The following is a 24,191-nucleotide window of genomic DNA, read 5'->3' as shown; positions in this document are numbered from 1 at the left end:
CCGGTAAAGGGCTCTGTTGCGCCGGTTGTGGCCCGAATAGTTCGGGCCGGGGGATCCGCATACCAGCAGGGAGCATCCATGGACAACATCGTCGTCGCCGATAAGCAATCCGCAGTCGCCACCCAGAACGCCTTTGGCAACATCACGCTTAACGGACCGGGCGTCGTACAGATGCCTGTGGCCCCTGACCAGGTAGCCACCGTCACCCAGCGCGGGCAAGACCTGATCGTCACGCTGAAGTCGGGTGAAAAAGTGACTATCGGCAACTTCTTCGCCGTGGACCAGGCCGGGGTTGGCAGCGATATTGTCTTTGTCGGCGAAGACGGCACCCTGTGGCATGCCCAGTACGATGCGGCGGCGTTTACCGGTTTCACCTTCGAAGACGTGGCCTCGCTGGACGAGCTGGTGGCGGGTATCGGCAGTGCCGGTAGCGCCATGCCCACCTGGGCGATTGCCGGGCTCAGCCTGCTCGGTGTCGGCGGTGCGGCAGCGGCGGCCGATCACAGCGGTGGCGGCAGCAGTAGCGGATCAGAGCCGGGCGACACCACGCCACCGGCCACACCGATCGACCTGCTGGTATCCCCAAATGGCCTGCGCCTGACCGGGCGCGGCGAAGCCGGCAGCACCGTGAACATCCGTGATGCAGCCGGCAACCTGATCGGCAGCGGCACAGTGGCTGCCGATGGCAGTTTCGATGTTGCGCTCAACCCGCCGCAGATCAACAGCGAGAACCTTGACGTCACCCTGACCGATGGCGCCGGCAATGTCTCGGCGCCCGGCACCGTCACGGCCCCGGACGCCACGGCACCACTGGCCCCGACCGAGCTGGCCATCGATGGGCAGGGCAGCACCCTTACCGGGCGCGCCGAGCCCGGCTCGACAGTTTCCGTGCGTGGCGCCGGCGGTGTGCTGCTGGGCACGGCGGTCGCGGGTGCAGATGGCCAGTTCAGCATCGCCCTGCAACCACCGCAAACCGATGGCCAGGCCCTGGAAGTGAGCGCCGCCGACGCAGCCGGCAATACTTCACCGGCCGCCGGCATCACTGCCCCGGACGTCGACACCCCTGATACCACCGCCCCAGACCAGCCCACCGACCTGGCCCTGGCCAGCGGCGTCACCCTCACCGGCCGTGGGGAGCGCGGCGCCACCGTGCAGGTTCGCGATGCGGCCGGCAATATCATTGGCACTAGCCTGGTCAACGCCGACGGCACCTTCAGCCTGACCCTGGCGCCTGCCCAGGCCAACGGCGAAGCCCTGGATATCCGCCAGGTGGATGCCGCCGGCAACAGCTCGATTCCTCTGGAATTCACCGCGCCCGACATCACCCCGCCCGAAGCCGTCACCGACATTCTGGTCGGCGCCGGGGGAACGGCCCTGAGCGGCCGCGGTGAACCCGGTGCCACCGTCGAAGTGCGCGATGCCGATGGCAACCTGCTGGGCCGTGGAGTGGTCTCCGCCAACGGCACGTTCCTGCTCGAACTCGACGTGCAGGCCGGCGAACACCTGAGCCTCGTGCAGACCGACCCAAGCGGTAACGCATCGGTCGCCGTCGAGTACGATGTGCCGCTGACCTCTGCTCCGGACAGCCCGAGCAACCTGGCCATCGATGCCGACGGCACCACCCTGACCGGTACTGCCCCGGCTGGCAGCCGCGTCGAAGTGCATGATGCCAACGGCACCCTGATCGGCAGCGCCGTCGCCAACGCCGATGGCAGCTTCACCATCGAGCTCAACCCCGCCCAGGCTAATGGCGAACTGCTGGATGTGGTCGCGATCGATGACAGCGGTCTTTCCTCGCTGCCGGCCCAGGTCACCGCTCCGGACATCACTGCCCCTGCTGCACCAACCGAACTGGCCGTCAGCGCTGACGGTACCGTCCTGACAGGTCGCGCCGAACCCGGCAGCACCGTACGGATCGTGGCCGCCGATGGCACCGAGATCGGCACTGCCGTCGTGGGTGCAACGGGTGTATTCAGCATCACCCTTGACTCACCACGGGTAGACGGCGAAGTGCTGCAAGCTACCGCCTCCGATGCCGCAGGCAACACTTCAGAAGCCAGTTCGGTCACTGCACCGGACATCGACGGCGGCGACACCACGCCACCTGAGGCGCCTGTCGATCTGGTGATCGGCCTGGCCGGCAGCCAGCTCAGCGGTCGCGGCGAAGCCGGCAGCACCGTGCAAGTGCATGACGCCGAGGGCAATACCATCGCCACCGGCACTGTCGGCGCCGACGGCACCTTTATCATCGCATTGGCGCCTGCCGTAATTGACGGCAGCGCCTTGCAAGTCACCCTGACCGATGCTGCTGGCAACGTGTCGCAGCCGGGCTCGGTAACCTCGGCGGACTTGTTGCCGCCAGCTCAACCAACCGAACTGGCCCTGGCCGATGGCGTGACCTTCACCGGTCGCGGCGAGCCGGGCGCTACCGTGCAGGTGCGCGATGCTGCCGGCACCCTCATCGGCACTGGTGTAGTGGGTGCGGACGGGCTGTTCAGCCTGACCCTCTCCCCTGCCCAGGCCAACGGCGAAGCCGTGGATGTACGCCTGGTGGATGCCGCCGGCAATACCTCGGCGCCGCTGCAATTCGAGGCACCGGACATCACCCCACCCGAGGCGGTGAGCAATATTGTCGTCGGTGCCGCTGGCCTCGCCCTGAGCGGGCGCGGTGAACCAGGTGCCACCGTCGAAGTACGCGATGCCAGCGGCAGCGTGATCGGCACCGGCGTGGTCGGTGCCAACGGCACCTTCCTGATCGACCTGGATCCGGCCGCCCAACCCGGCGACCAACTGAGCCTGGTGCAGACCGACCCAAGCGGTAACGCCTCGGTCGCCGTCGAGTACGATGTACCGCTGACCACTGCACCAGACAGCCCAAGCAACCTGGCCATTGATGCCGACGGCACCACCCTCACCGGTAGCGCACCCGCCGGCACCCGCGTGGAAGTCCACGATGCCAACGGCACCCTGATCGGCAGTGCCATCGCCAACGCCGATGGCAGCTTCACCATCGAACTCAACCCCGCCCAGGCCAATGGCGAACTGCTGGATGTGGTCGCGATCGATGACAGCGGTCTCTCCTCGCTGCCGGCCCAGGTCACCGCTCCAGATATCACTGCCCCTGCTGCACCGACCGAACTCGCTGTCAGCGCTGACGGTACCGTGCTTACAGGCCGCGCCGAACCCGGCAGCACCGTGCGGATCGTGGCCGCCGATGGCACCGAACTCGGCACTGCCGTCGTGGGTGCAACGGGTGTGTTCAGCATCACCCTTGACCCGCCGCAAGTGGACGGCGAAGTGCTGCAAGCTACCGCCTCCGATGCCGCAGGCAACACTTCAGAAGCCAGTTCGGTCACTGCACCGGACATTGACGGCGGCGATACCACGCCACCTGAGGCGCCTGTCGATCTGGTGATCGGCCTGGCCGGCAGCCAGCTCAGCGGTCGCGGCGAGGCCGGCACCACTGTTCAAGTGCGTGACGCCGAAGGCAATGTCCTGGCCACTGGCACGGTAGGGTCGGATGGGACCTTTGTGCTGGCCCTGGACCCCGCCGTCGTGGACGGCAGCACCCTGCAAGTTACCCTGACCGATGCGGCGGGCAATGTTTCTCAACCGGGCTCCGTGACCTCGGCCGACCTGCTGCCGCCCGCTCAACCCACCGAACTGGCCCTGGCCGACGGCGTGACCTTCACCGGTCGCGGCGAGCCAGGCGCTACCGTGCAGGTGCGCGATGCAGCCGGCACTATCATCGGCACCGGCGTGGTGGGTGCGGATGGCCTGTTCAATGTCACATTGGCGCCCGCCCAAGCCAATGGCGAAGCCCTGGACGTACGCCTGGTGGATGCCGCCGGCAACACCTCGGCACCACTGCAATTCGATGCACCGGACATTACCCCGCCCGAGGCGGTGAGCAACATCATGGTCGGCGCCGGAGGCCTGGCCCTGAGCGGCCGCGGTGAACCAGGCGCCACCGTCGAAGTACGGGATGCCAGCGGCAGCGTGATCGGCACCGGCGTGGTAGGTGCCAACGGCACCTTCCTGATCGACCTCGACCCGGCCGCCCAACCCGGCGACCAACTGAGCCTGGTGCAGACCGACCCAAGCGGCAATGCGTCCGTGGCCGTCGAATACGATGTACCGCTGACCACCGCTCCGGACAGCCCTAGCAACCTGGCCATCGATGCCGACGGCACCACCCTGACCGGTACCGCACCGGCTGGCACCCGCGTCGAAGTCCACGATGCCAACGGCACCCTGATCGGCAGCGCCATCGCCAACGCCGATGGCAGCTTCACCATCGAACTCAACCCCGCCCAGGCCAATGGCGAACTGCTGGATGTGGTCGCGATCGATGACAGCGGTCTTTCCTCGCTGCCTGCCCAGGTCACAGCTCCGGACATCACTGCCCCTGCTGCACCAACCGAACTTGCTGTGAGCGCTGACGGTACCGTGCTTACAGGCCGCGCCGAACCCGGCAGCACCGTCCGCATCGTGGCCGCCGATGGCACCGAGATCGGCACTGCCGTCGTGGGTGCAACGGGTGTGTTCAGCATCACCCTTGACCCGCCGCAAGTGGACGGCGAAGTGCTGCAAGCTACTGCCTCCGATGCCGCCGGCAACACCTCTGTCGCCAGCTCGGTCACCGCGCCGGATATCGACAGCGGCGACACCACGCCACCTGAGGCGCCTGTCGATCTGGTGATCGGCCTGGCCGGCAGCCAACTCAGCGGTCGCGGCGAAGCCGGCAGCACCGTGCAAGTGCGTGACGCCGAGGGCAATATCATCGCCACCGGCACTGTCGGCGCCGACGGCACCTTCGTCATCGCCTTGGCCCCTGCCGTAATTGACGGCAGCACCCTGCAAGTTACCCTGACCGACGCTGCTGGCAATATTTCGCAGCCGGGCTCCGTGGCTTCCGCCGATCTGCTGCCGCCGGCTCAACCAACCGAACTGGCCCTGGCCGATGGCGTGACCTTCACCGGTCGCGGCGAGCCGGGCGCTACCGTGCAGGTGCGCGATGCCGCCGGCACCCTCATCGGGACTGGTGTAGTGGGTGCGGACGGGCTCTTCAGTGTCACATTGGCGCCCGCCCAGGCCAACGGTGAAGCACTGGACGTGCGCCTGGTGGATGCCGCCGGCAACACCTCGGCACCGCTGCAATTCGATGCACCGGACATTACCCCGCCCGAGGCGGTGAGCAATATCGTGGTCGGCGCCGGAGGCCTGGCCCTGAGCGGCCGCGGTGAACCGGGTGCCACCGTCGAAGTACGTGACGCCAGCGGCAGCGTGATCGGCACTGGCGTGGTCGGTGCCAACGGCACCTTCCTTATCGACCTCGACCCGGCCGCCCAACCCGGCGACCAACTGAGTCTGGTGCAGACCGACCCAAGCGGCAATGCGTCCGTGGCCGTCGAGTACGATGTGCCGCTGACCACCGCTCCGGACAGCCCGAGCAACCTGGCCATCGATGCCGACGGCACCACCCTCACCGGTACTGCCCCGGCAGGCAGCCGCGTCGAAGTGCATGACGCCAACGGCACCCTGATCGGCAGTGCCATCGCTAATGCCGATGGCAGCTTCAGCATCGAGCTCAATCCAGCTCAAGCCAATGGCGAACTGCTGGATGTGGTCGCGATCGATGACAGCGGTCTTTCTTCGCTGCCTGCCCAGGTCACCGCTCCGGACATCACTGCCCCTGCTGCACCGACCGAACTGGCCGTCAGCGCCGATGGCAGCGTCATCACCGGCCGCGCCGAGCCAGGCAGCACCGTGCGCATCGTGGCCGCCGATGGCACCGAACTGGGCACTGCCGTAGTCGGGCCGACCGGCGTATTCAGCATTGCCCTGGAACCCGCACAAGTCGACGGAGAGGTGCTGCAAGCGACCGCAACCGATGCCGCCGGCAACACCTCGGCGACCAGCGCAGTTACCGCGCCGGACATCGACGGGGTTGATACCACACCACCGGCAGCGCCGACTGATCTGGTAGTCGGCCTGGCCGGCAGCCAACTCAGCGGCCGCGGCGAAGCCGGCAGCACCGTGCAGGTCCGTGACGCCGAGGGCAATATCATCGCCACCGGCACTGTCGGCGCCGACGGCACCTTCATCATCGCCTTGGCCCCTGCCGTAATTGACGGCAGCACCCTGCAAGTCACCCTGACCGATGCGGCGGGTAATATTTCGCAGCCGGGCTCGGTAACCTCGGCTGACTTGTTGCCCCCTGCCCAACCAACCGAACTGGCCCTGGCCGACGGCGTGACCTTCACCGGTAGCGGCGAGCCGGGCGCTACCGTGCAAGTGCGTGATGCAGCCGGCACTATCATCGGCAGTGGCGTGGTCAACGAAGACGGCACATTCAGCCTGAATCTGTCCCCTGCCCAGGCCAACGGCGAAGCTTTGGACGTACGCCTGGTGGATGCCGCCGGCAACACCTCGGCACCGCTGCAATACAACGCCCCGGATATCACCCCACCGAATGCCGTCAGCGATATCCTGGTAGGCCAGGGCGGCACGGCCCTGAGTGGCCGCGGCGAAGCCGGCGCCACCGTGGAAGTGCGTGATACCGATGGCAACCTGCTGGGCCGTGGCGTGGTCACCGCCAATGGCACTTTCCTGATCAGCCTGGATCCGGCCGCACAACCTGGCGAGCAGCTGAGCCTGGTTCAGGTCGACCCAAGCGGTAACGCTTCGCTCGCCTTCGAATACGAAGTGCCGCTCACTACCGCCCCGGTCAGCCCGAGCGGTCTGGTCATTGATGCCGATGGCACCACCCTCAACGGGACTGCCCCTGCCGGCAGCCGCGTCGAGGTGCACGATGCCGGCGGTGCACTGATCGGCACCGCCACGGCCAATGCCGATGGCAGCTTCAGCATCGAGCTCAACCCTGCTCAAGCCAACGGCGAACTGCTGAATGTGGTGGCGATCGATGTCGACGACGTGTCTTCGTTGCCGACGCAGATCAACGCTCCCGATATCACCGCACCGGCCGCCCCAAGCGATCTGGCCGTCAGCGCTGATGGCAGCGTCATCACCGGCCGCGCCGAACCGGGCAGCACCCTACGTGTTGTGGCCGCTGATGGCACCGAGCTGGGCACGGTGGTGGTCGGCCCTACCGGCGTATTCAGCATTGCCCTGGAACCCGCCCAGGTCGACGGCGAGGTGCTGCAAGCGACCGCAACCGATGCCGCCGGCAACACCTCGGCGACCAGCGCAGTCACTGCGCCGGATATCGATGGGGTCGATATCACGCCACCGGCAGCGCCGACTGACCTGGTAGTCGGCCTGGCCGGCAGCCAGCTGGCCGGTCGCGGCGAGCCCGGTGCCACCGTGCAGGTTGTGGATGCCGCAGGCAATGTACTGGCCACCGGCACCGTTGCGGCGGACGGCAGCTTCACCATCACCCTGGACCCTGCCGTGAATGACGGCAGCGCGTTGCAAGTGACCCTGGCCGATGCCGCCGGCAACGTGTCGCCACCCGCTTCGGTCAATTCCCCGGACCTGCAGGCCCCTGCGCAGCCCATCGAGCTGACCCTGATCAACGGCGTCACCTTCACCGGGCGCGGTGAACCCGGTGCCACCGTGCAAGTGCGCGATGCCGCCGGCACCGTGATCGGTACCGGCCTGGTCGGCGCCGACGGCCTGTTCAGCCTTTCCCTTTCGCCTGCCCAGGCCAACGGTGAAGCACTGGACGTGCGCCTGGTGGATGCCGCCGGCAACACCTCGGCGCCGTTGCAATTCGATGCACCGGACATCACACCGCCCGAGGCGGTAAGCGACATCATCGTAGGCGCCGGTGGCCTCGCCCTGAGCGGCCGTGGTGAACCAGGTGCGACCGTCGAAGTGCGCGATGCCAGTGGCAGCGTGATCAGCACCGGTGTGGTGGCGGCCAACGGCACCTTCCTCGTCGACCTCGATCCGGCAGCCCAGCCGGGTGAGCAACTGAGCCTGGTGCAGAGCGACCCAAGCGGTAACGCCTCGCAGGCACTGCAGTTCGAAGTGCCGGCCACTACCGCCCCAGCCAGCCCAAGCGATCTGGTCTTCGCCGAAGATGGCAGCAGCATCAGCGGTACTGCACCTGCCGGCACCCGCGTGGAAGTACATGATGCCAATGGCACACTGCTCGGCAGCGTGGTCGCAGGTGCCGATGGAAGCTTCACCGTGGCACTTGACCCGATTCAGGCCAATGGCGAACTGCTGGACGTGGTGGCGATCGATGATGAGGGAGTTTCGTCCCTGCCAACGTCGATCAGCGCACCGGACATCACCGCACCGGTCGCCCCGAGCGAACTGCTGATCAATGGCGACGGCACCGTGGTCACCGGCCGTGCCGAAGCCGGCAGCACCGTGCGCGTGCTGGCAGCCGACGGCACCACCGTGCTGGGCACCGTAGTCGTCGGCGCCACCGGCAGCTTCAGCATCACCCTCGACCCACCACAAGTGAACGGCGAGCAGCTGCAAGTCACCGCCACCGACGTCGCCGGTAATGCCTCCACCGCCGGCAATGTCACCGCACCGGACATCGACGGCGGCGATAGCACGCCGCCAGAAGCCCCGACCAACCTGGTCATCGGCCTGGCCGGTGGCCAGCTGAACGGCCGTGGCGAGGCCGGTGCCAGCGTCGAAGTACGTGATGCCCAAGGCAACGTGCTGGCCAACGGCACGGTCACCCCCGATGGCACCTTCCAGCTCACCCTGGACCCGCCGGTTAACGATGGCAGCAGCTTGCAAGTGGTGCTGACCGACGCCGCCGGCAACGAATCCGAACCGGGCACAGTGAATACCCCGGACCTGCAAGCCCCTGCGCAACCCACCGAGCTGGCCCTGGTTGATGGCGTCACCTTCAGCGGGCGCGGCGAACCTGGCGCCACCGTGCAGGTGCGCGACGCTGCCGGTACTGTGATCGGCACCGGCCTGGTCAACGAGGACGGCACCTTCAGCCTCACGCTGTTCCCGGCCCAGGCCAATGGCGAGGCGCTGGAAGTGCGGCTGTCGGACGCAGCCGGCAACAACTCCGAACCGCTGCAATTCGATGCCCCGGACATCACACCGCCAACCGCCGTCAGCAATATCGTGGTCGGCGCCGATGGCCTGGTGCTCAGTGGCCGTGGCGAGGCCGGTGCTACCGTGGAGGTGCGCGATGCCGACGGCACCGTCATCGGCACTGCTACTGTCGGCGAAAACGGCACCTTCCTCGCCGACCTCGACCCCGCCGCCCAGCCAGGCGCGCAACTGAGCCTGGTACAAACCGACGCCGCCGGCAATGCCTCCGAAGCGCTGCCGTTCGAAGTACCGCTGACCACTGCCCCGACCAGCCCGAGCGAACTGGTGGTGGCCGAAGACGGCACCAGCATCAGCGGCAGCGCCCCGGTGGGCAGCCGCGTCGAGGTGCATGACGCTGACGGCACCTTGGTGGGCAGTATCGTGGTAGGTGCCGAAGGTACCTTCACCGTCACCCTCAACCCGGCCCAGGCCAACGGCGAACTGCTGGATGTGGTGGCCATCGACGCTAGCGGCGCCTCGTCCCTGCCGGTACAGGTAAGCGCACCGGACATCACCGCACCGGTCGCCCCGAGCGAACTGCTGATCAATGGCGACGGCACCGTGGTCACCGGCCGTGCCGAAGCCGGCAGCACCGTGCGCGTGCTGGCAGCCGACGGCACCACCGTGCTGGGCACCGTAGTCGTCGGCGCCACCGGCAGCTTCAGCATCACCCTCGACCCACCACAAGTGAACGGCGAGCAGCTGCAAGTCACCGCCACCGACGTCGCCGGTAATGCCTCCACCGCCGGCAATGTCACCGCACCGGACATCGACGGCGGCGATAGCACGCCGCCAGAAGCCCCGACCAACCTGGTCATCGGCCTGGCCGGTGGCCAGCTGAACGGCCGTGGCGAGGCCGGTGCCAGCGTCGAAGTACGTGATGCCCAAGGCAACGTGCTGGCCAACGGCACGGTCACCCCCGATGGCACCTTCCAGCTCACCCTGGACCCGCCGGTTAACGATGGCAGCAGCTTGCAAGTGGTGCTGACCGACGCCGCCGGCAACGAATCCGAACCGGGCACAGTGAATACCCCGGACCTGCAAGCCCCTGCGCAACCCACCGAGCTGGCCCTGGTTGATGGCGTCACCTTCAGCGGGCGCGGCGAACCTGGCGCCACCGTGCAGGTGCGCGACGCTGCCGGTACTGTGATCGGCACCGGCCTGGTCAACGAGGACGGCACCTTCAGCCTCACGCTGTTCCCGGCCCAGGCCAATGGCGAGGCGCTGGAAGTGCGGCTGTCGGACGCAGCCGGCAACAACTCCGAACCGCTGCAATTCGATGCCCCGGACATCACACCGCCAACCGCCGTCAGCAATATCGTGGTCGGCGCCGATGGCCTGGTGCTCAGTGGCCGTGGCGAGGCCGGTGCTACCGTGGAGGTGCGCGATGCCGACGGCACCGTCATCGGCACTGCTACTGTCGGCGAAAACGGCACCTTCCTCGCCGACCTCGACCCCGCCGCCCAGCCAGGCGCGCAACTGAGCCTGGTGCAAACCGACGCCGCCGGCAATGCCTCCGAAGCGCTGCCGTTCGAAGTACCGCTGACCACTGCCCCGACCAGCCCGAGCGAACTGGTGGTGGCCGAAGACGGCACCAGCATCAGCGGCAGCGCCCCGGTGGGCAGCCGCGTCGAGGTGCATGACGCTGACGGCACCTTGGTGGGCAGTATCGTGGTAGGTGCCGAAGGTACCTTCACCGTCACCCTCAACCCGGCCCAGGCCAACGGCGAACTGCTGGATGTGGTGGCCATCGACGCTAGCGGCGCCTCGTCCCTGCCGGTACAGGTAAGCGCACCGGACATCACCGCACCGGTCGCCCCGAGCGAACTGCTGATCAATGGCGACGGTACCGTCGTCACCGGCCGTGCCGAAGCCGGCAGCACCGTGCGTGTGCTGGCCGCCGACGGCACCACCGTACTGGGCACCGTGGTAGTCGGCGACACCGGCAGCTTCAGCATCACCCTCGACCCGCCACAAGTGAACGGCGAGCAGCTGCAAGTCACCGCCACCGACGTCGCCGGTAATGCCTCCACCGCCGGCAATGTCACCGCACCGGACATCGACGGCGGCGATAGCACGCCGCCAGAAGCCCCGACCAACCTGGTCATCGGCCTGGCCGGTGGCCAGCTGAACGGCCGTGGCGAGGCCGGTGCCAGCGTCGAAGTGCGCGATGCCCAGGGCAACGTGCTGGCCAACGGCACGGTCAACCCCGATGGCACCTTCCAGATCACCCTGGACCCGCCGGTTAACGATGGCAGCAGCCTGCAAGTGGTGCTGACCGACGCCGCCGGCAACGAATCCGAACCGGGCACAGTGAATACCCCGGACCTGCAAGCCCCTGCGCAACCCACCGAGCTGGCCCTGGTTGATGGCGTCACCTTCAGCGGGCGCGGCGAACCTGGCGCCACCGTGCAGGTGCGCGACGCTGCCGGTACTGTGATCGGCACCGGCCTGGTCAACGAGGACGGCACCTTCAGCCTCACGCTGTTCCCGGCCCAGGCCAATGGCGAGGCGCTGGAAGTGCGGCTGTCGGACGCAGCCGGCAACAACTCCGAACCGCTGCAATTCGATGCCCCGGACATCACACCGCCAACCGCCGTCAGCAATATCGTGGTCGGCGCCGATGGCCTGGTGCTCAGTGGCCGTGGCGAGGCCGGTGCTACCGTGGAGGTGCGCGATGCCGACGGCACCGTCATCGGCACTGCTACTGTCGGCGAAAACGGCACCTTCATCGCCGACCTCGACCCCGCCGCCCAGCCAGGCGCGCAACTGAGCCTGGTGCAAACCGACGCCGCCGGTAACGCCTCCGAAGCGCTTGCGTTCGAAGTACCGCTGACCACTGCCCCGACCAGCCCGAGCGAACTGGTGGTGGCCGAAGACGGCACCAGCATCAGCGGCAGCGCCCCGGTGGGCAGCCGCGTCGAGGTGCATGACGCTGACGGCACCTTGGTGGGCAGTATCGTGGTAGGTGCCGAAGGTACCTTCACCGTCATCCTCAACCCGGCCCAGGCCAACGGCGAACTGCTGGATGTGGTGGCCATCGACGCTAGCGGCGCCTCGTCCCTGCCGGTACAGGTAAGCGCACCGGACATCACCGCACCGGTCGCCCCGAGCGAACTGCTGATCAATGGCGACGGCACCGTGGTCACCGGCCGTGCCGAAGCCGGCAGCACCGTGCGCGTGCTGGCAGCCGACGGCACCACCGTGCTGGGCACCGTAGTCGTCGGCGCCACCGGCAGCTTCAGCATCACCCTCGACCCACCACAAGTGAACGGCGAGCAGCTGCAAGTCACCGCCACCGACGTTGCCGGCAATGCCTCCACCGCTGGCAATGTCACCGCACCGGACATCGACGGCGGCGACACCACGCCGCCAGAAGCCCCGACCAATTTGGTCATCGGCCTGGCCGGTGGTCAGCTGAACGGCCGTGGCGAGGCCGGTGCCAGCGTCGAAGTACGTGATGCCCAAGGCAACGTGCTGGCCAACGGCACGGTCACCCCCGATGGCACCTTCCAGCTCACCCTGGACCCGCCGGTTAACGATGGCAGCAGCTTGCAAGTGGTGCTGACCGACGCCGCCGGCAACGAATCCGAACCGGGTACAGTGAATACCCCGGACCTGCAAGCCCCTGCGCAACCGTCGGGCCTGGAGCTGGTCGACGGCGTTACCCTGACTGGTAGCGGCGAGCCAGGCGCCACGGTGCAGGTGCGCGACGCCACTGGCGACGTGATCGGCACCGGCCTGGCCAACGAGGACGGCAGTTTCAGCGTCACCTTGTCGCCTGCCCAGGCCAATGGCGAAGTGCTCGACATCCGCCTGGTGGATGCTGCCGGCAATACCTCCACCCCATTGCAGTTCGATGCACCGGACATCACACCACCTGCGGTGGTCAGCAACATCGTGGTCGGCGCCGACGGCCTGACCCTGAGCGGCCGCGGTGAATCCGGGGCCACCGTCGAGGTGCGCGACGCCAACGGCGCGCTGATCGGCACCGGCACGGTGACCGCCAACGGCACCATCCTGCTCGACCTCGACCCTGCCGCGCTGCCGGGCGAGCGCCTGAGCCTGGTGCAGACCGACGCGAGCGGCAATGCATCGACAGCGCTGGACTACGATGTACCGCTGGTGACCACACCTGCCAGCCCAAGCGAGCTGGTGGTGGCCGAGGACGGCACCAGCATCAGCGGCTCGGCCCCGGTGGGCAGCCGCGTCGAGGTGCATGACGCTGACGGCACCCTGGTGGGCAGCATCGTTGTAGGTGCCGAGGGTACCTTCACCGTCGTGCTCGACCCGGCCCAGGCCAATGGCGAACTGCTGGACGTGGTGGCCATCGACAATAACGGTACTTCGTCGCTACCGGTACAAGTCTCCGCGCCGGACATCACCGCGCCGCTGGAGCCAAGCGACCTGGTGGTCAACCCGACCGGCACCGTCGTCACCGGCCGCGCCGAAGTGGGCAGCACCGTGCGTGTACTGGCCGCCGACGGCACTACCGAGCTGGGCAGTGTCGTGGTGGGTGCCACCGGTGCCTTCGAAATCACCCTCAGCCCAGCGCAAGTGGCTGGGGAACAACTGCAGGTCACCGCTACCGATGCTGCCGGCAATGCTTCCCTGGCCGGCACGGTTACCGCGCCGATCGTCGATAATGGCGGCGATATCACACCGCCGGAACCGGCCAGCAACCTGGCCATCAGCGACGACGGCCTTACCGTGTCGGGCCGCGGCGAAGTGGGCGCGACCGTGGAAGTGCGCAACGACCAGGGCGAGCTGCTGATCAGCGGTACCGTGCAGCCGGACGGCAGCTTCACCGTACAACTGCCGGACCCGGTGGTGGACGGTTCGTCCCTGCAGGTGACCCTGACCGATGGCGCCGGCAACGTGTCCACGCCAGCCCCACTGCTTACCCCGGACAACGTGGCCCCACTGCAACCGGCAGGGCTGGTGCTGACCGAGGGTGAAACCCTGGTGGGCAGCGCCGAACCTGGCGCGCGGGTGGAAGTGCATGATGCTGACGGCAACCTGATCGGCAACACCATCGCCGAGCTCGATGGCAGCTTCACCCTCACCCTCGACCCACCTCAGGCCAACGGCGAGACCGTCACCGTCACGGTCATCGATGCGGCTGGCAATACCTCCGTGCCGCTCAGTTATGTGACGCCGGACATTACCCCGCCGGACATCATCACCAACGTAGCAGCCGGTGCGGGCGGGCTGGCCGTATCGGGTCGCGGCGAAGCCGGGGCCAGCGTCGAAGTGCGTGATGCCGATGGCAACCTGATCGGCACCGGCACCGTCGCCGCCAATGGCACCTTCGTGGTCGATCTCGACACCCCGCTGGCGGCTGGCGAAACCATCGTGCTGGTGCAGATCGATGCCGCTGGCAACCCTTCGGTTGGCCTGGGCGTGATCGTGGCGGATGCACCCGTGCCAGAAAGCCCCAGCGACGTGGTAGTGGCAGGCGATGGCAGTGCAGTCAGCGGCACCGCCCCGGCAGGCTCGCTGGTGGAGGTTCGGGACGCCCAGGGCAACGTGGTCGGCAGCGTACAAGTCGGCCAGGACGGCAGCTTCACCATTGGCCTCACGCCGGTTCAGGCAAACGGCGAAGCACTCGACGTGGTGGCCATCGATGCCGATGGCAACAGCTCGCTGCCGACCCAGGTCAGCGCACCGGACATCACCCCGCCCAACGAAGCGACCGAGCTGCAGCTGAGCAACGATGGCAGCACCCTCACCGGGCGCGGCGAGCCAGGTACCACGGTGCAGGTCATCGACGCCCAGGGCAATGTGCTGGGTAATGCCCAGGTGGGCGCCGACGGTGTCATCAGCGTGCAGCTGGCACCAGCGCAAACCGACGGCCAGGAACTGGACGTGGTGCTGCGCGACAACGCCGGCAACACCTCGACCGCCACCATCAATGCCCCTGACCTGGACGGGCCGCTGCAACCCTCGGGCCTGGCCATCGATACCGCCGGTATCCACCTGACCGGCGAGGGCCAGAGCGGCTCGACCATCACCGTGCGCGATGCCGACGGCAACGTCCTGGGCACTGCGACGGTGGGCGCGGACGGTCGCTTCGACGTCACCCTGAATACCGCCCAACGCAACGGCGAAAGCCTGACCGTGGACGCCACCGACAACCTCGGCAACAGCGCAGGCCCGGTAGACTTCACCGCGCCAGATACCACGCCACCGCAAGTGGTCACTACACCGGCCATCGACGACACCGGCACCACGGTGACCGGCAACGGCGAGCCGGGCGCCACCGTCACCGTGCGCGGCCCGGATGGCAGTGCGCTCGGCAGCGTTGTGGTTGACGCAGACGGCGCCTTCGAAATCACCCTTGACCCGCCACAAACCAACGGCCAGGCGCTGACCGTGGAGCAGCGCGACCCGACCGGCAACCTGTCGGCGGCCGTAGATCTGGCGGCACCCGACAGCGAGGCTCCGGCGATTCCCGGCGCCCTCAGCCTGTCGGGCGACGGCACTACCCTCACAGGTACCGGTGAACCCGGGGCGCAAGTCACCGTCACCGGCACCGGCGGCGCGGTAGTGGGCACCGCCACCGTGCAGGCAGATGGCAGCTTCAGCGTGGCCATCAACCCTGCGCAGGTGAATGGCCAGACGCTGACCGTCACCCAGGCGGACAGCGCCGGCAACCCTTCCCCTGCCGACACCGTGACCGCTCCGGACCTCGAGGCACCGCTGCCGGCCCAGGGCCTTGGCCTGAACGAAGAAGGTACGCTGCTCAGCGGCCAGGGCGAAGCAGGCAGCACCGTGGAAGTACGCAACAGTGCCGGGGATTTGCTGGGCACCGTGGTGGTGGACGGCGACGGCACCTTCCAGGTACCGATAGCCCCACCGCAAACCAACGGCGAAACAGTCTCGGTGGTGCTGATCGATGAAGGCGGCAACGCCTCGCCTTCGACCAGCTTCACGGCCGACGACAATACTGCGCCAACCGCACCGGCAGGCCTCACCATCACCGCGGGTGGCAACGCCATCCAGGGCACTGGTGAAGCAGGCAGCACCGTCGAAGTACGCAACGTCGCCGGCGACCTGCTCGGCAGCGTGGTGGTACCGGCGGGTGGCAACTTCACCGTACCGCTGGCGCCTGCACAGCTTGATGGGCAGGTACTCGAGGTGACCCTGACCGATGCTGCCGGCAACGTCTCCGACAGCACCCCAGTCACCGCACCAGACATCACCCCGCCGGCCCTGCCTACCGAGGTGGCAGTCAGCGATGACGGCACCACCGTCACCGGCAGTGCACCGGGCGCCAGCACTGTCACTGTGACCGACAGCGCGGGCAACGTGGTCACCGTACCGGTCGACCCGGACGGCAGCTTCAGCGTGCCACTGACCGACCCGCTGACCAACGGCGAGACACTGACCGTGGTCGTGACCGACGCTGCCGGTAACGATTCGGCGCCAATCACCACCACTGCGCCAGACACCACCGACCCACTGCCAGCCACCGGGATTATCGTCAGCCCGGACGGCACCACCGTGGGCGGCAGCGCCGAGCCAGGCAGTACCGTGGAAGTGCGTGACGCCGACGGCAATCCTGTCGGCAGCGGCACCGCAGGCCCGGACGGCACCTTCGTGGTGCCGGTAGACCCGCCCTTGGCCGCTGGCGACAACGGCACCGTGGTGGTCATCGACCCGGCGGGCAATATTTCCACTGAAGTGCCAGTGGCCGGGCCTACCGGCACCGAAGCCGCAACGCCTACCGGCCTGAGCATCAGCGCCGACGGCTTCCTGCTCACCGGCCAGGGCACCGTCGGCTCGCTGATCACCGTAACTTCCGGGGGCACCACCCTGGGCACCGCCACCGTCGGCAGCGACGGCACCTTCCGCGTGTTCTTCCAGAACGCCCAGCTCAATGCCCAGACCCTGCAAGTCAGCGCCCGCACCACGGTCGACGGCGAGCCTTCGGTGCCAGCCACCCTGGTGGCCAACGACACCACGGGGCCGAATGCACCGACCGCAGCCATCGACCGGACCGGCAGTACGCTGACCGGCCAGGGCGAAGTCGGCGCTACCGTACGCGTGACCGATACCCAGGGCACTGTGCTCGGTACCGCCACCGTGGGCAGCAACGGCTTGTACACCGTCACCCTCACGCCAGCGGTCGCCAACGGCCAGAACCTGATCGTCACCCAGGCCGACGCCGCAGGTAACGTATCGCTCGCCGCCAGCCTGCAGGCACCCGACCTGCAGGCACCGCTGGCCGCCAGCAATCTCAGCCTCAACGGCGCAGCTACCGTGCTCAGCGGCCAGGGCGAAGCGGGTGCCAGCGTCACGGTGCGCGATGCCAGTGGTGCCATCCTGGCCACCGGCACCGTCAACCAGAGCGGCCAGTTCCAGGTCACCCTGCCTAGCGCACAAACCACCGGCAGCCCACTGCAGGTCACCCTCAGTGATGCCGCCGGCAACGTATCCGGTCCGGCCAGCCTGGCCACGCCAGACCGCACGCCGCCTGCAGCCATCGGCAACCCGGCGCTGAGCCAGGACGGCCGGCAGTTGTCCGGCAGCGGTGAAGTGGGTGCTACGGTACAGGTACGCAATGCCGCCGGTACTGTGCTCGGCACGGCCACGGTAGGCGCCGACGGGCGCTTCACGGTGACCTTCGACACCCCGCAAACCAACGGCCAGGCCATCGGCGTCACGCAAGTGGATGCCGCCGGCAATACCTCGCCAGCGGTCAACGTGGCGACCCCGGACCTGACCCCGCCAGCAGCGCTGACCAATGTGGCGCTGAACAATAACGGACTGACCCTGACCGGCCTGGGCGAAGCTGGCGCCACGGTGAGCGTGCGCGGCCCGGATGGCACCATAATCGGCACCGGCCTGGTCGCTGCCAACGGCAGCTTCACCCTGACCCTCACCAGCGCCCAGCTCAATGCCCAGCAGCTGAGCGTGACCCAGACCGACGCAGGCAACAACACTTCCAGCGCCGTGGCGGTCACCGCGCCTGACTTCACACCACCGGCCACACCGACTGCACTGGCCCTGGCGGCCACCGGCCTGCAACTGACCGGTAACGCCGAAGCCGGCAGCACCGTGACTGTTCGCGATGCCAGCGGCAACGTTCTGGGCACGGCAGTTGCCGGCAGCAACGGCACCTTCCAGGTCACCCTGAACAGCGCCCAGACCAATGGCCAGGCCTTGCAGGTCACGGCAACCGATGCTGCCGGCAATGTATCGCCGGCAGCCCCCTACGCCGCAGCCGACACCACGCCACCCGCCGCCGTGAGCAACCTTGCGGTATCTGCTGACGGCGCTACCCTGGCTGGCAACGGCGAGGCAGGCGCCACTGTCACCGTGCGGGCAGCGGACGGGACTGCGCTGGGCACTGCCACGGTGGCTGCCGACGGGCACTTCAGCGTCAGCCTGTCGCCGGCCGCGATTACCGGCGAAAGCCTGAGCGTGGTGCAAGCGGACGCTGCGCAGAACGTATCGCCTGAGCAAAACGTCACGGCACCGGGCGTGCTCGTGCCTGATACGCCGGACAACCTGGTACTGGCGGCCGACGGCCTGTCGGTGACAGGTACCGCACCAGCTGGCACCACAGTCATCGTGTACGGCCCGAACGGCGTATTGCTGGGCACCAGCCCGGTCGCCAACGACGGTACCTTCACCGTCAATCTGGGCAGTGCGCAGGCCAACGGCGAGCTGCTGCAAGTCAGTGCCACGGGCACCGATGGGGCGGTATCGCTGCCGGCCAGCCTGCAGGCACCGGATACCACCGCGCCGCAACCACTGACCAACCTGGTGCTGTCCAACGATGGCCTGGTGCTCAGTGGCCGCGGCGAGCCTGGGGCTACCGTTACCGTCACGGGTGAAGGCGGTGTCGACCTGGGCACTGCACTGGTCGATGCCAACGGCAACTTCAGCGCCGACTTGAGCGGCGCGCAAATCAACGGCGAGCAGATCAGCGCCGTGCAATGGGACGCTGCCGGCAACGAGTCCAACAGCGTCAGCCTGATCGCACCCGATCGGGTGGCCCCGGATGCCGCCGAGAACCTGGCCTTTGCCGGGGGCGGCAGCCTGCTCAACGGTACCGGCGAGGCGGGGGCGGCAGTCAAGGTCCTGGCCAGCGACGGCAGCGTGCTGGGCACCGCGACAGTGCGCGCTGATGGCAGCTTCCAGGTCAATCTCGATTCGCCGCAAGCCAACGGCCAGCAGGTGAATGTGGTACTGACCGACGCGGCTGGGAACCAGTCGGATTCCAGCGCCGTCACTGCGCCGGATACCACGCCACCCGCCGCACCAGGCGAACTGGCCATCTCCGGTGACGGCGTCACCCTCACCGGCCGTGGCGAAGCTGGCGCGCTGGTGACTGTGACCAACCCGGCCGGCGACGAAATCGGCAGCGCCGTGGTCGATGCCAGTGGCTACTTCACCATCACCCTGAACCCGGCACTGGGCAACGCCGAACTGCTCAGCTTCACCCAGGCCGACGGCGCCGGCAACGTGTCGGCGGTGGCAACCCTGCTGACGCCGGACTTTACCCCGCCGGCAGCGCTCACCCAGGTGGGCGTCAACACCGACGGCAGCGTGGTCACCGGCCTGGGCGAGCCCGGGGCGACGGTTACCGTAAACAATGCCGCCGGTGCCCTGCTGGGCACGGGTACGGTGCTTGCCGACGGTAGCTTCCGCGTCGAACTGTCACCCCCGCAGATCAACGATGAAGTGCTGTCGGTACAGCAGGCCGATCCACCCGGCAACGTCAGCGAGCCGGTCGAAGTGCGGGCGCCAGACCTCACGCCGCCTGTGCCAGCCACCGAGCTGCAGCTGAACGCAGCGGGCGATGTGCTTACCGGCGTCGGTGAAGCGGGCGCCACCGTGCAGGTGTTCGTCGGCACGGCTCAGATTGGCACCACCACGGTCGCCGCCAACGGCACCTTTACGGTCAACCTGGACGACGCGCAGCTCAATGGCCAGGTGCTGCAGGTAACCCTGACCGATGGCACGGGCAACATCTCGCCGATCAGCACTGTGTCGGCAGCAGATATCACGCCACCGGACACCGTCGTTGCAGTCATCAACAACAGCGGCACACAGCTGGTCGGTACCGCCGAGGCCGGCACACGGGTCACCGTGATCAACAACAATGGCGACCTGCTGGGCCAGGTGACAGTCGACCCGGACGGCACCTTCGTCATCGACCTGACTACGGCGCAAATCAATGGCCAGCAGCTCACCCTGATTGCCCAGGACGCGACCGGCAACCCGTCCGCGCCACTGGTGGTGACTGCACCAGACCTGACGCCACCTGTGCAGCCGAGCGACCTGTTGCTCAACCCGGCCGGTACCTCGATGACCGGTACTGCCGAGGCAGGCAGCACCATCACCGTGCGCGGGCCGAACAACAACGTGGTCGGCGAGGTGGTGGTCGGTGATAACGGCCAGTTCACCGTGCCGATCAGCCCGGCGCAAAACAATGGCCAGCTGCTGAGCGTGGTGTCCACGGACGCAGCAGGCAACGCATCGCTGCCAGCGGCTTACCAGACCAACGACACCTCGCCACCGGCACTGGTTACCGACCTGGGCATCAACAACACCTTCAACATACTGACCGGTAAAGGTGAGGCAGGCGCAACAGTCACCGTGAGCCGCGGCGGGGCGGTGCTGGGTACGGGTGAGGTGGATGCCGCCGGCAACTTCCAGATCACCCTGGTGCCGGCGGCCGGTTCACTGGCCACGCTGGCGGTGACCCAATCCGACGGTTTCAACACCTCGGCGGTGGCCACTTACGTGACCCCGTTGATCGCCCCACCCGTGCCACCGAGCAACGTGACGCTGGGCAGCGACGGCTTGACGCTGTCGGGCAGTGCGCCCAGTGGCACCGGCATTCGCGTCTACGATGCCGGGGGTAACCTGATCGGCACCGGGGGTGCCACACTCAACGGCACCTTTGAGCTCCAGCTGAGCGCGCCTCTGCTCAATGGCCAGCACATCAGTGTTACTGCGGTGGCACTGGTAGGCGGCGAGTCGCAGCCTACCTTCGTGCAGGCCACCGACGTTACGCCGCCAGCCAACCCGGTGGTGACGGCCCTGTCCAGCAACGGCCTGGTGCTGACCGGTAGCGGCGAAGCCGGTGCCACGGTGACCGTGCGCGACGCTACCGGCAACGTGATCGGCAGTGGTGTGGTGAATGCCGGTGGTGCGTTCAGCATCACCCTGGACAGCGCGCAGCTCAACGGCCAGGAACTGGGCGTAAGCCAAGCCGATGTGGCGGGCAACAACTCGGGCAGCACCCGCTTCACCGCCATCGATGTGCAGCCGCCGGCCGCGCCGACCAATGTGCAAATCAACGGCACCGGCACGGTGCTGACAGGCCGTGGCGAGGCAGGTGCGACGGTTACCGTTCAAGGCCCGAACGGCCAGGTTGGCACCGGTGTGGTGCAAGCAGACGGCAGCTTCACCATCACCCTGACCACCGCACAGAACGACGGGCAGCTGCTGGTGGTGCGGCAGGCCGATGCCGCTGGCAACTTGTCCGGCAGCGTCAACCTGCCTGCCCCGGACACTACCCCGCCAGCTGCACCGGTTGCCGCCATCAACAACAACGGCACCTCGGTCACAGGTACTGGCCAGGTCGGCAGCACGGTCACCGTGCGCAACAGCGCCGGCACCGTGCTGGGCACGGCGACGGTGGCCAGCAATGGCACATTCGTGGTCAGCCTGACTGCAGCCCAGATCGACAACCAGGCGCTCAGCGTCACCCTCACCGACAGCGCCGGCAACGTGTCCACCGGCACCGCGCTTACCGCACCGGACCTGACCCCGCCAGCCGCTGCCGGTAACCTGCTGATCAGCGCCGACGGCGCGACCCTCACCGGTACCGGCGAGGTGGGTGCCACGGTTACCGTGCGCAGCGCCAACGGCACCGTGCTGCAGACCGCAACCGTACGCCCGGACGGCGGCTTCACTGTGACCCTGGCCCCGCCGCAGGACAACGGCCAGATCCTCTCGGTGACGGTCAGCGACCCCCGCGGCAACGTGTCGGGCAACGTCAACATCACCGCGCCGGATGTGGATGCGAACGCGCCGGTCATCGCCAGCGACAACCTGGCCACGGCCACGGTCGACCTGGTACCGGTCAGCGCCACCAAGACCTACACAGACAGCTTCCTGACTGTACTGTCGGGCTTCACCAAGACCTTCACCTGGACCGTGGAGCCAGGCACCACGGTCGACCCGATCCTGACCCTGACCACCAACAGCGTGCTGGCGCTACTCAACAACGCTTCGTTCACCCTGCAGGTGAAAGACGCCAGCGGCGCCTGGGTGACCCTCGCCACCGGCAACACCCAGGGGCTGCTCGACCTGATCGTGCTGCCCATCGGGCTGCAGGTCGATATCGGCAAACTGCAGGCAGGCGACTACCGCCTGACCGTGGGTAGCGGCGGCATTGGCGTCGCCACCCAGGTCACAACCACGCTGGACATCACGGCCACCAGCCTGACCCAGTTCACCGGCACCGGCACTGCCACCACCGGCAACGTCATCACCGACGTGGGTACCGACGGCAGCGTCGATGCCCGTGGCCCGGACAGCGCCGCCGTGCTGCAAGTGCTGAAGGACGGCAGCTATGTCACGGCGGGTACCGCCACCACGGTCCAGGGCCTGTACGGCACCCTGGTGATCCGCGCCGACGGTAGCTACACCTACACCCCTAACGGCAGCCCGGCCAGCGTCGGCAAGGTCGATGTGTTCAGCTATCAGCTGGCGCACCCGAACGGTGTGACCGATGCCGCCAACCTGTACGTGCGCATCGACAGCCCGCAGGCCACGGAGATCTGGAGCGACATCAACTACGCTGCGCCAGCCACGGTAGTCGATGCCGTCAACGATGTCGGCTTCAGCGACCTGACGCTGGCCAACCGGGTAGACACCAGCAGCGCCACGCTCGGCGTGCTGAACCTGCCTGTAATTGGTTCGCGGCAGGCCACCTACACCGCCACGGTTGCCGCCGATACCACGGCCAACCTGCAAGTGGTGGTCAACTCCAGCAACCTGCTGAGCCTGCTCAACGGCACCACCATCGAGCTGCTCAAGCTCAACCCGGCTACCGGCCAGTACGTGCTGGTGCAGACGGTCAACGGTGGCTCGCTGATCAGCCTGCTGGGTGGCGGTGCGGGGTATACCTTCCAGAACCAGGGGGCCGGCACTTACCACGTACGTGTCACGGCGGGCGGCATCGGCTTGCTCAGTTCAATCACCACCAGCCTCAACGCCACCACCACGCACCTGACCGAGTTCGTGGTCAGCGGCGCGACGGCGGCCACCGGCAACCTGCTGACGGATGACAACGTCGGCTCCGCCTTGACCGTGCTGAGCGTGCTGACGGCGGCCAACACCTACACCATCCCGGGCTACAACGGGGTGAGCGTTGCCGGCACCTACGGCACGTTGCTGGTGCACGCCGACGGCAGCTACACCTACACCCTCAATTCGGGGCTGACCTCGGCGGCGGTCGGCCAGCACGACACCTTCACCTACGAGCTCACCCACCCCAACGGCAGCACCGACACGGCAACGCTCACCGTCAACCTGGACAACGCCGCCGGCCTCGTCACCACCACTTCGCTGCTGTCTGAAAGCGGTGACGAAACGGTTGCGCTGGCCAGTCTGGCAGCCACCACCGATGTGATCGCCGGCACCGACGGCAACGACCACCTCGATGGCAGCCAGGGCGGGCATATCACCCTGCAGGGTGGTGCCGGCAATGACACCCTGGTGGTAGTCGACCAGAACTTCGCCAGCGTCGAGGGTGGCAGCGGTACCGACACCCTGCTGTGGGGCGGCGGCGATGCCAGCATCGACCTGGGTAACGTGGCCGGGCGGGTGCATGACATTGAAATCATCGACCTCAACGACACAAGTTCCGTGGCGCTGACCCTCAACCTGGCGGACGTGGTGGCAATCACCGAAACCGGCACCGACACACTGATCATCAAGGGGGACGACAAAGACTCGGTTCACATGACGGACAACTGGACCCTGGTCGGGTACCAAACCGCCGACGGGGTCGACTATAACCAATACACGGCCCAGGAGGATCCAAGCCACCACCTGTGGGTGCAGAACGGAATCCACGTTGTCTGAGGCCGCCGCAATCCCGCCGGGCACATGCCCGGCGG

At 67.5% G+C, this 24,191-nt stretch carries 1 protein-coding gene; it reads left to right on the top strand.

The window, feature by feature from the left end:
- Positions 1 to 78 precede the first annotated feature (78 nt).
- Positions 79 to 24,156, top strand: coding sequence for a BapA/Bap/LapF family large adhesin (locus tag AC5O5R_RS03975; protein WP_494514979.1), 24,078 nt, complete (start codon positions 79 to 81; stop codon positions 24,154 to 24,156).
- Positions 24,157 to 24,191 lie beyond the last annotated feature (35 nt).

Source organism: Pseudomonas sp. 8_5_2 (assembly GCF_059295255.1).
This window is presented reverse-complemented; position numbering and strand designations above follow the sequence as displayed.

Bases quoted from the DNA above. Each gene is read 5' to 3' on its own strand.
- AC5O5R_RS03975 (WP_494514979.1), top strand. From the start codon at position 79: ATGGACAACATCGTCGTCGCCGATAAGCAATCCGCAGTCGCCACCCAG.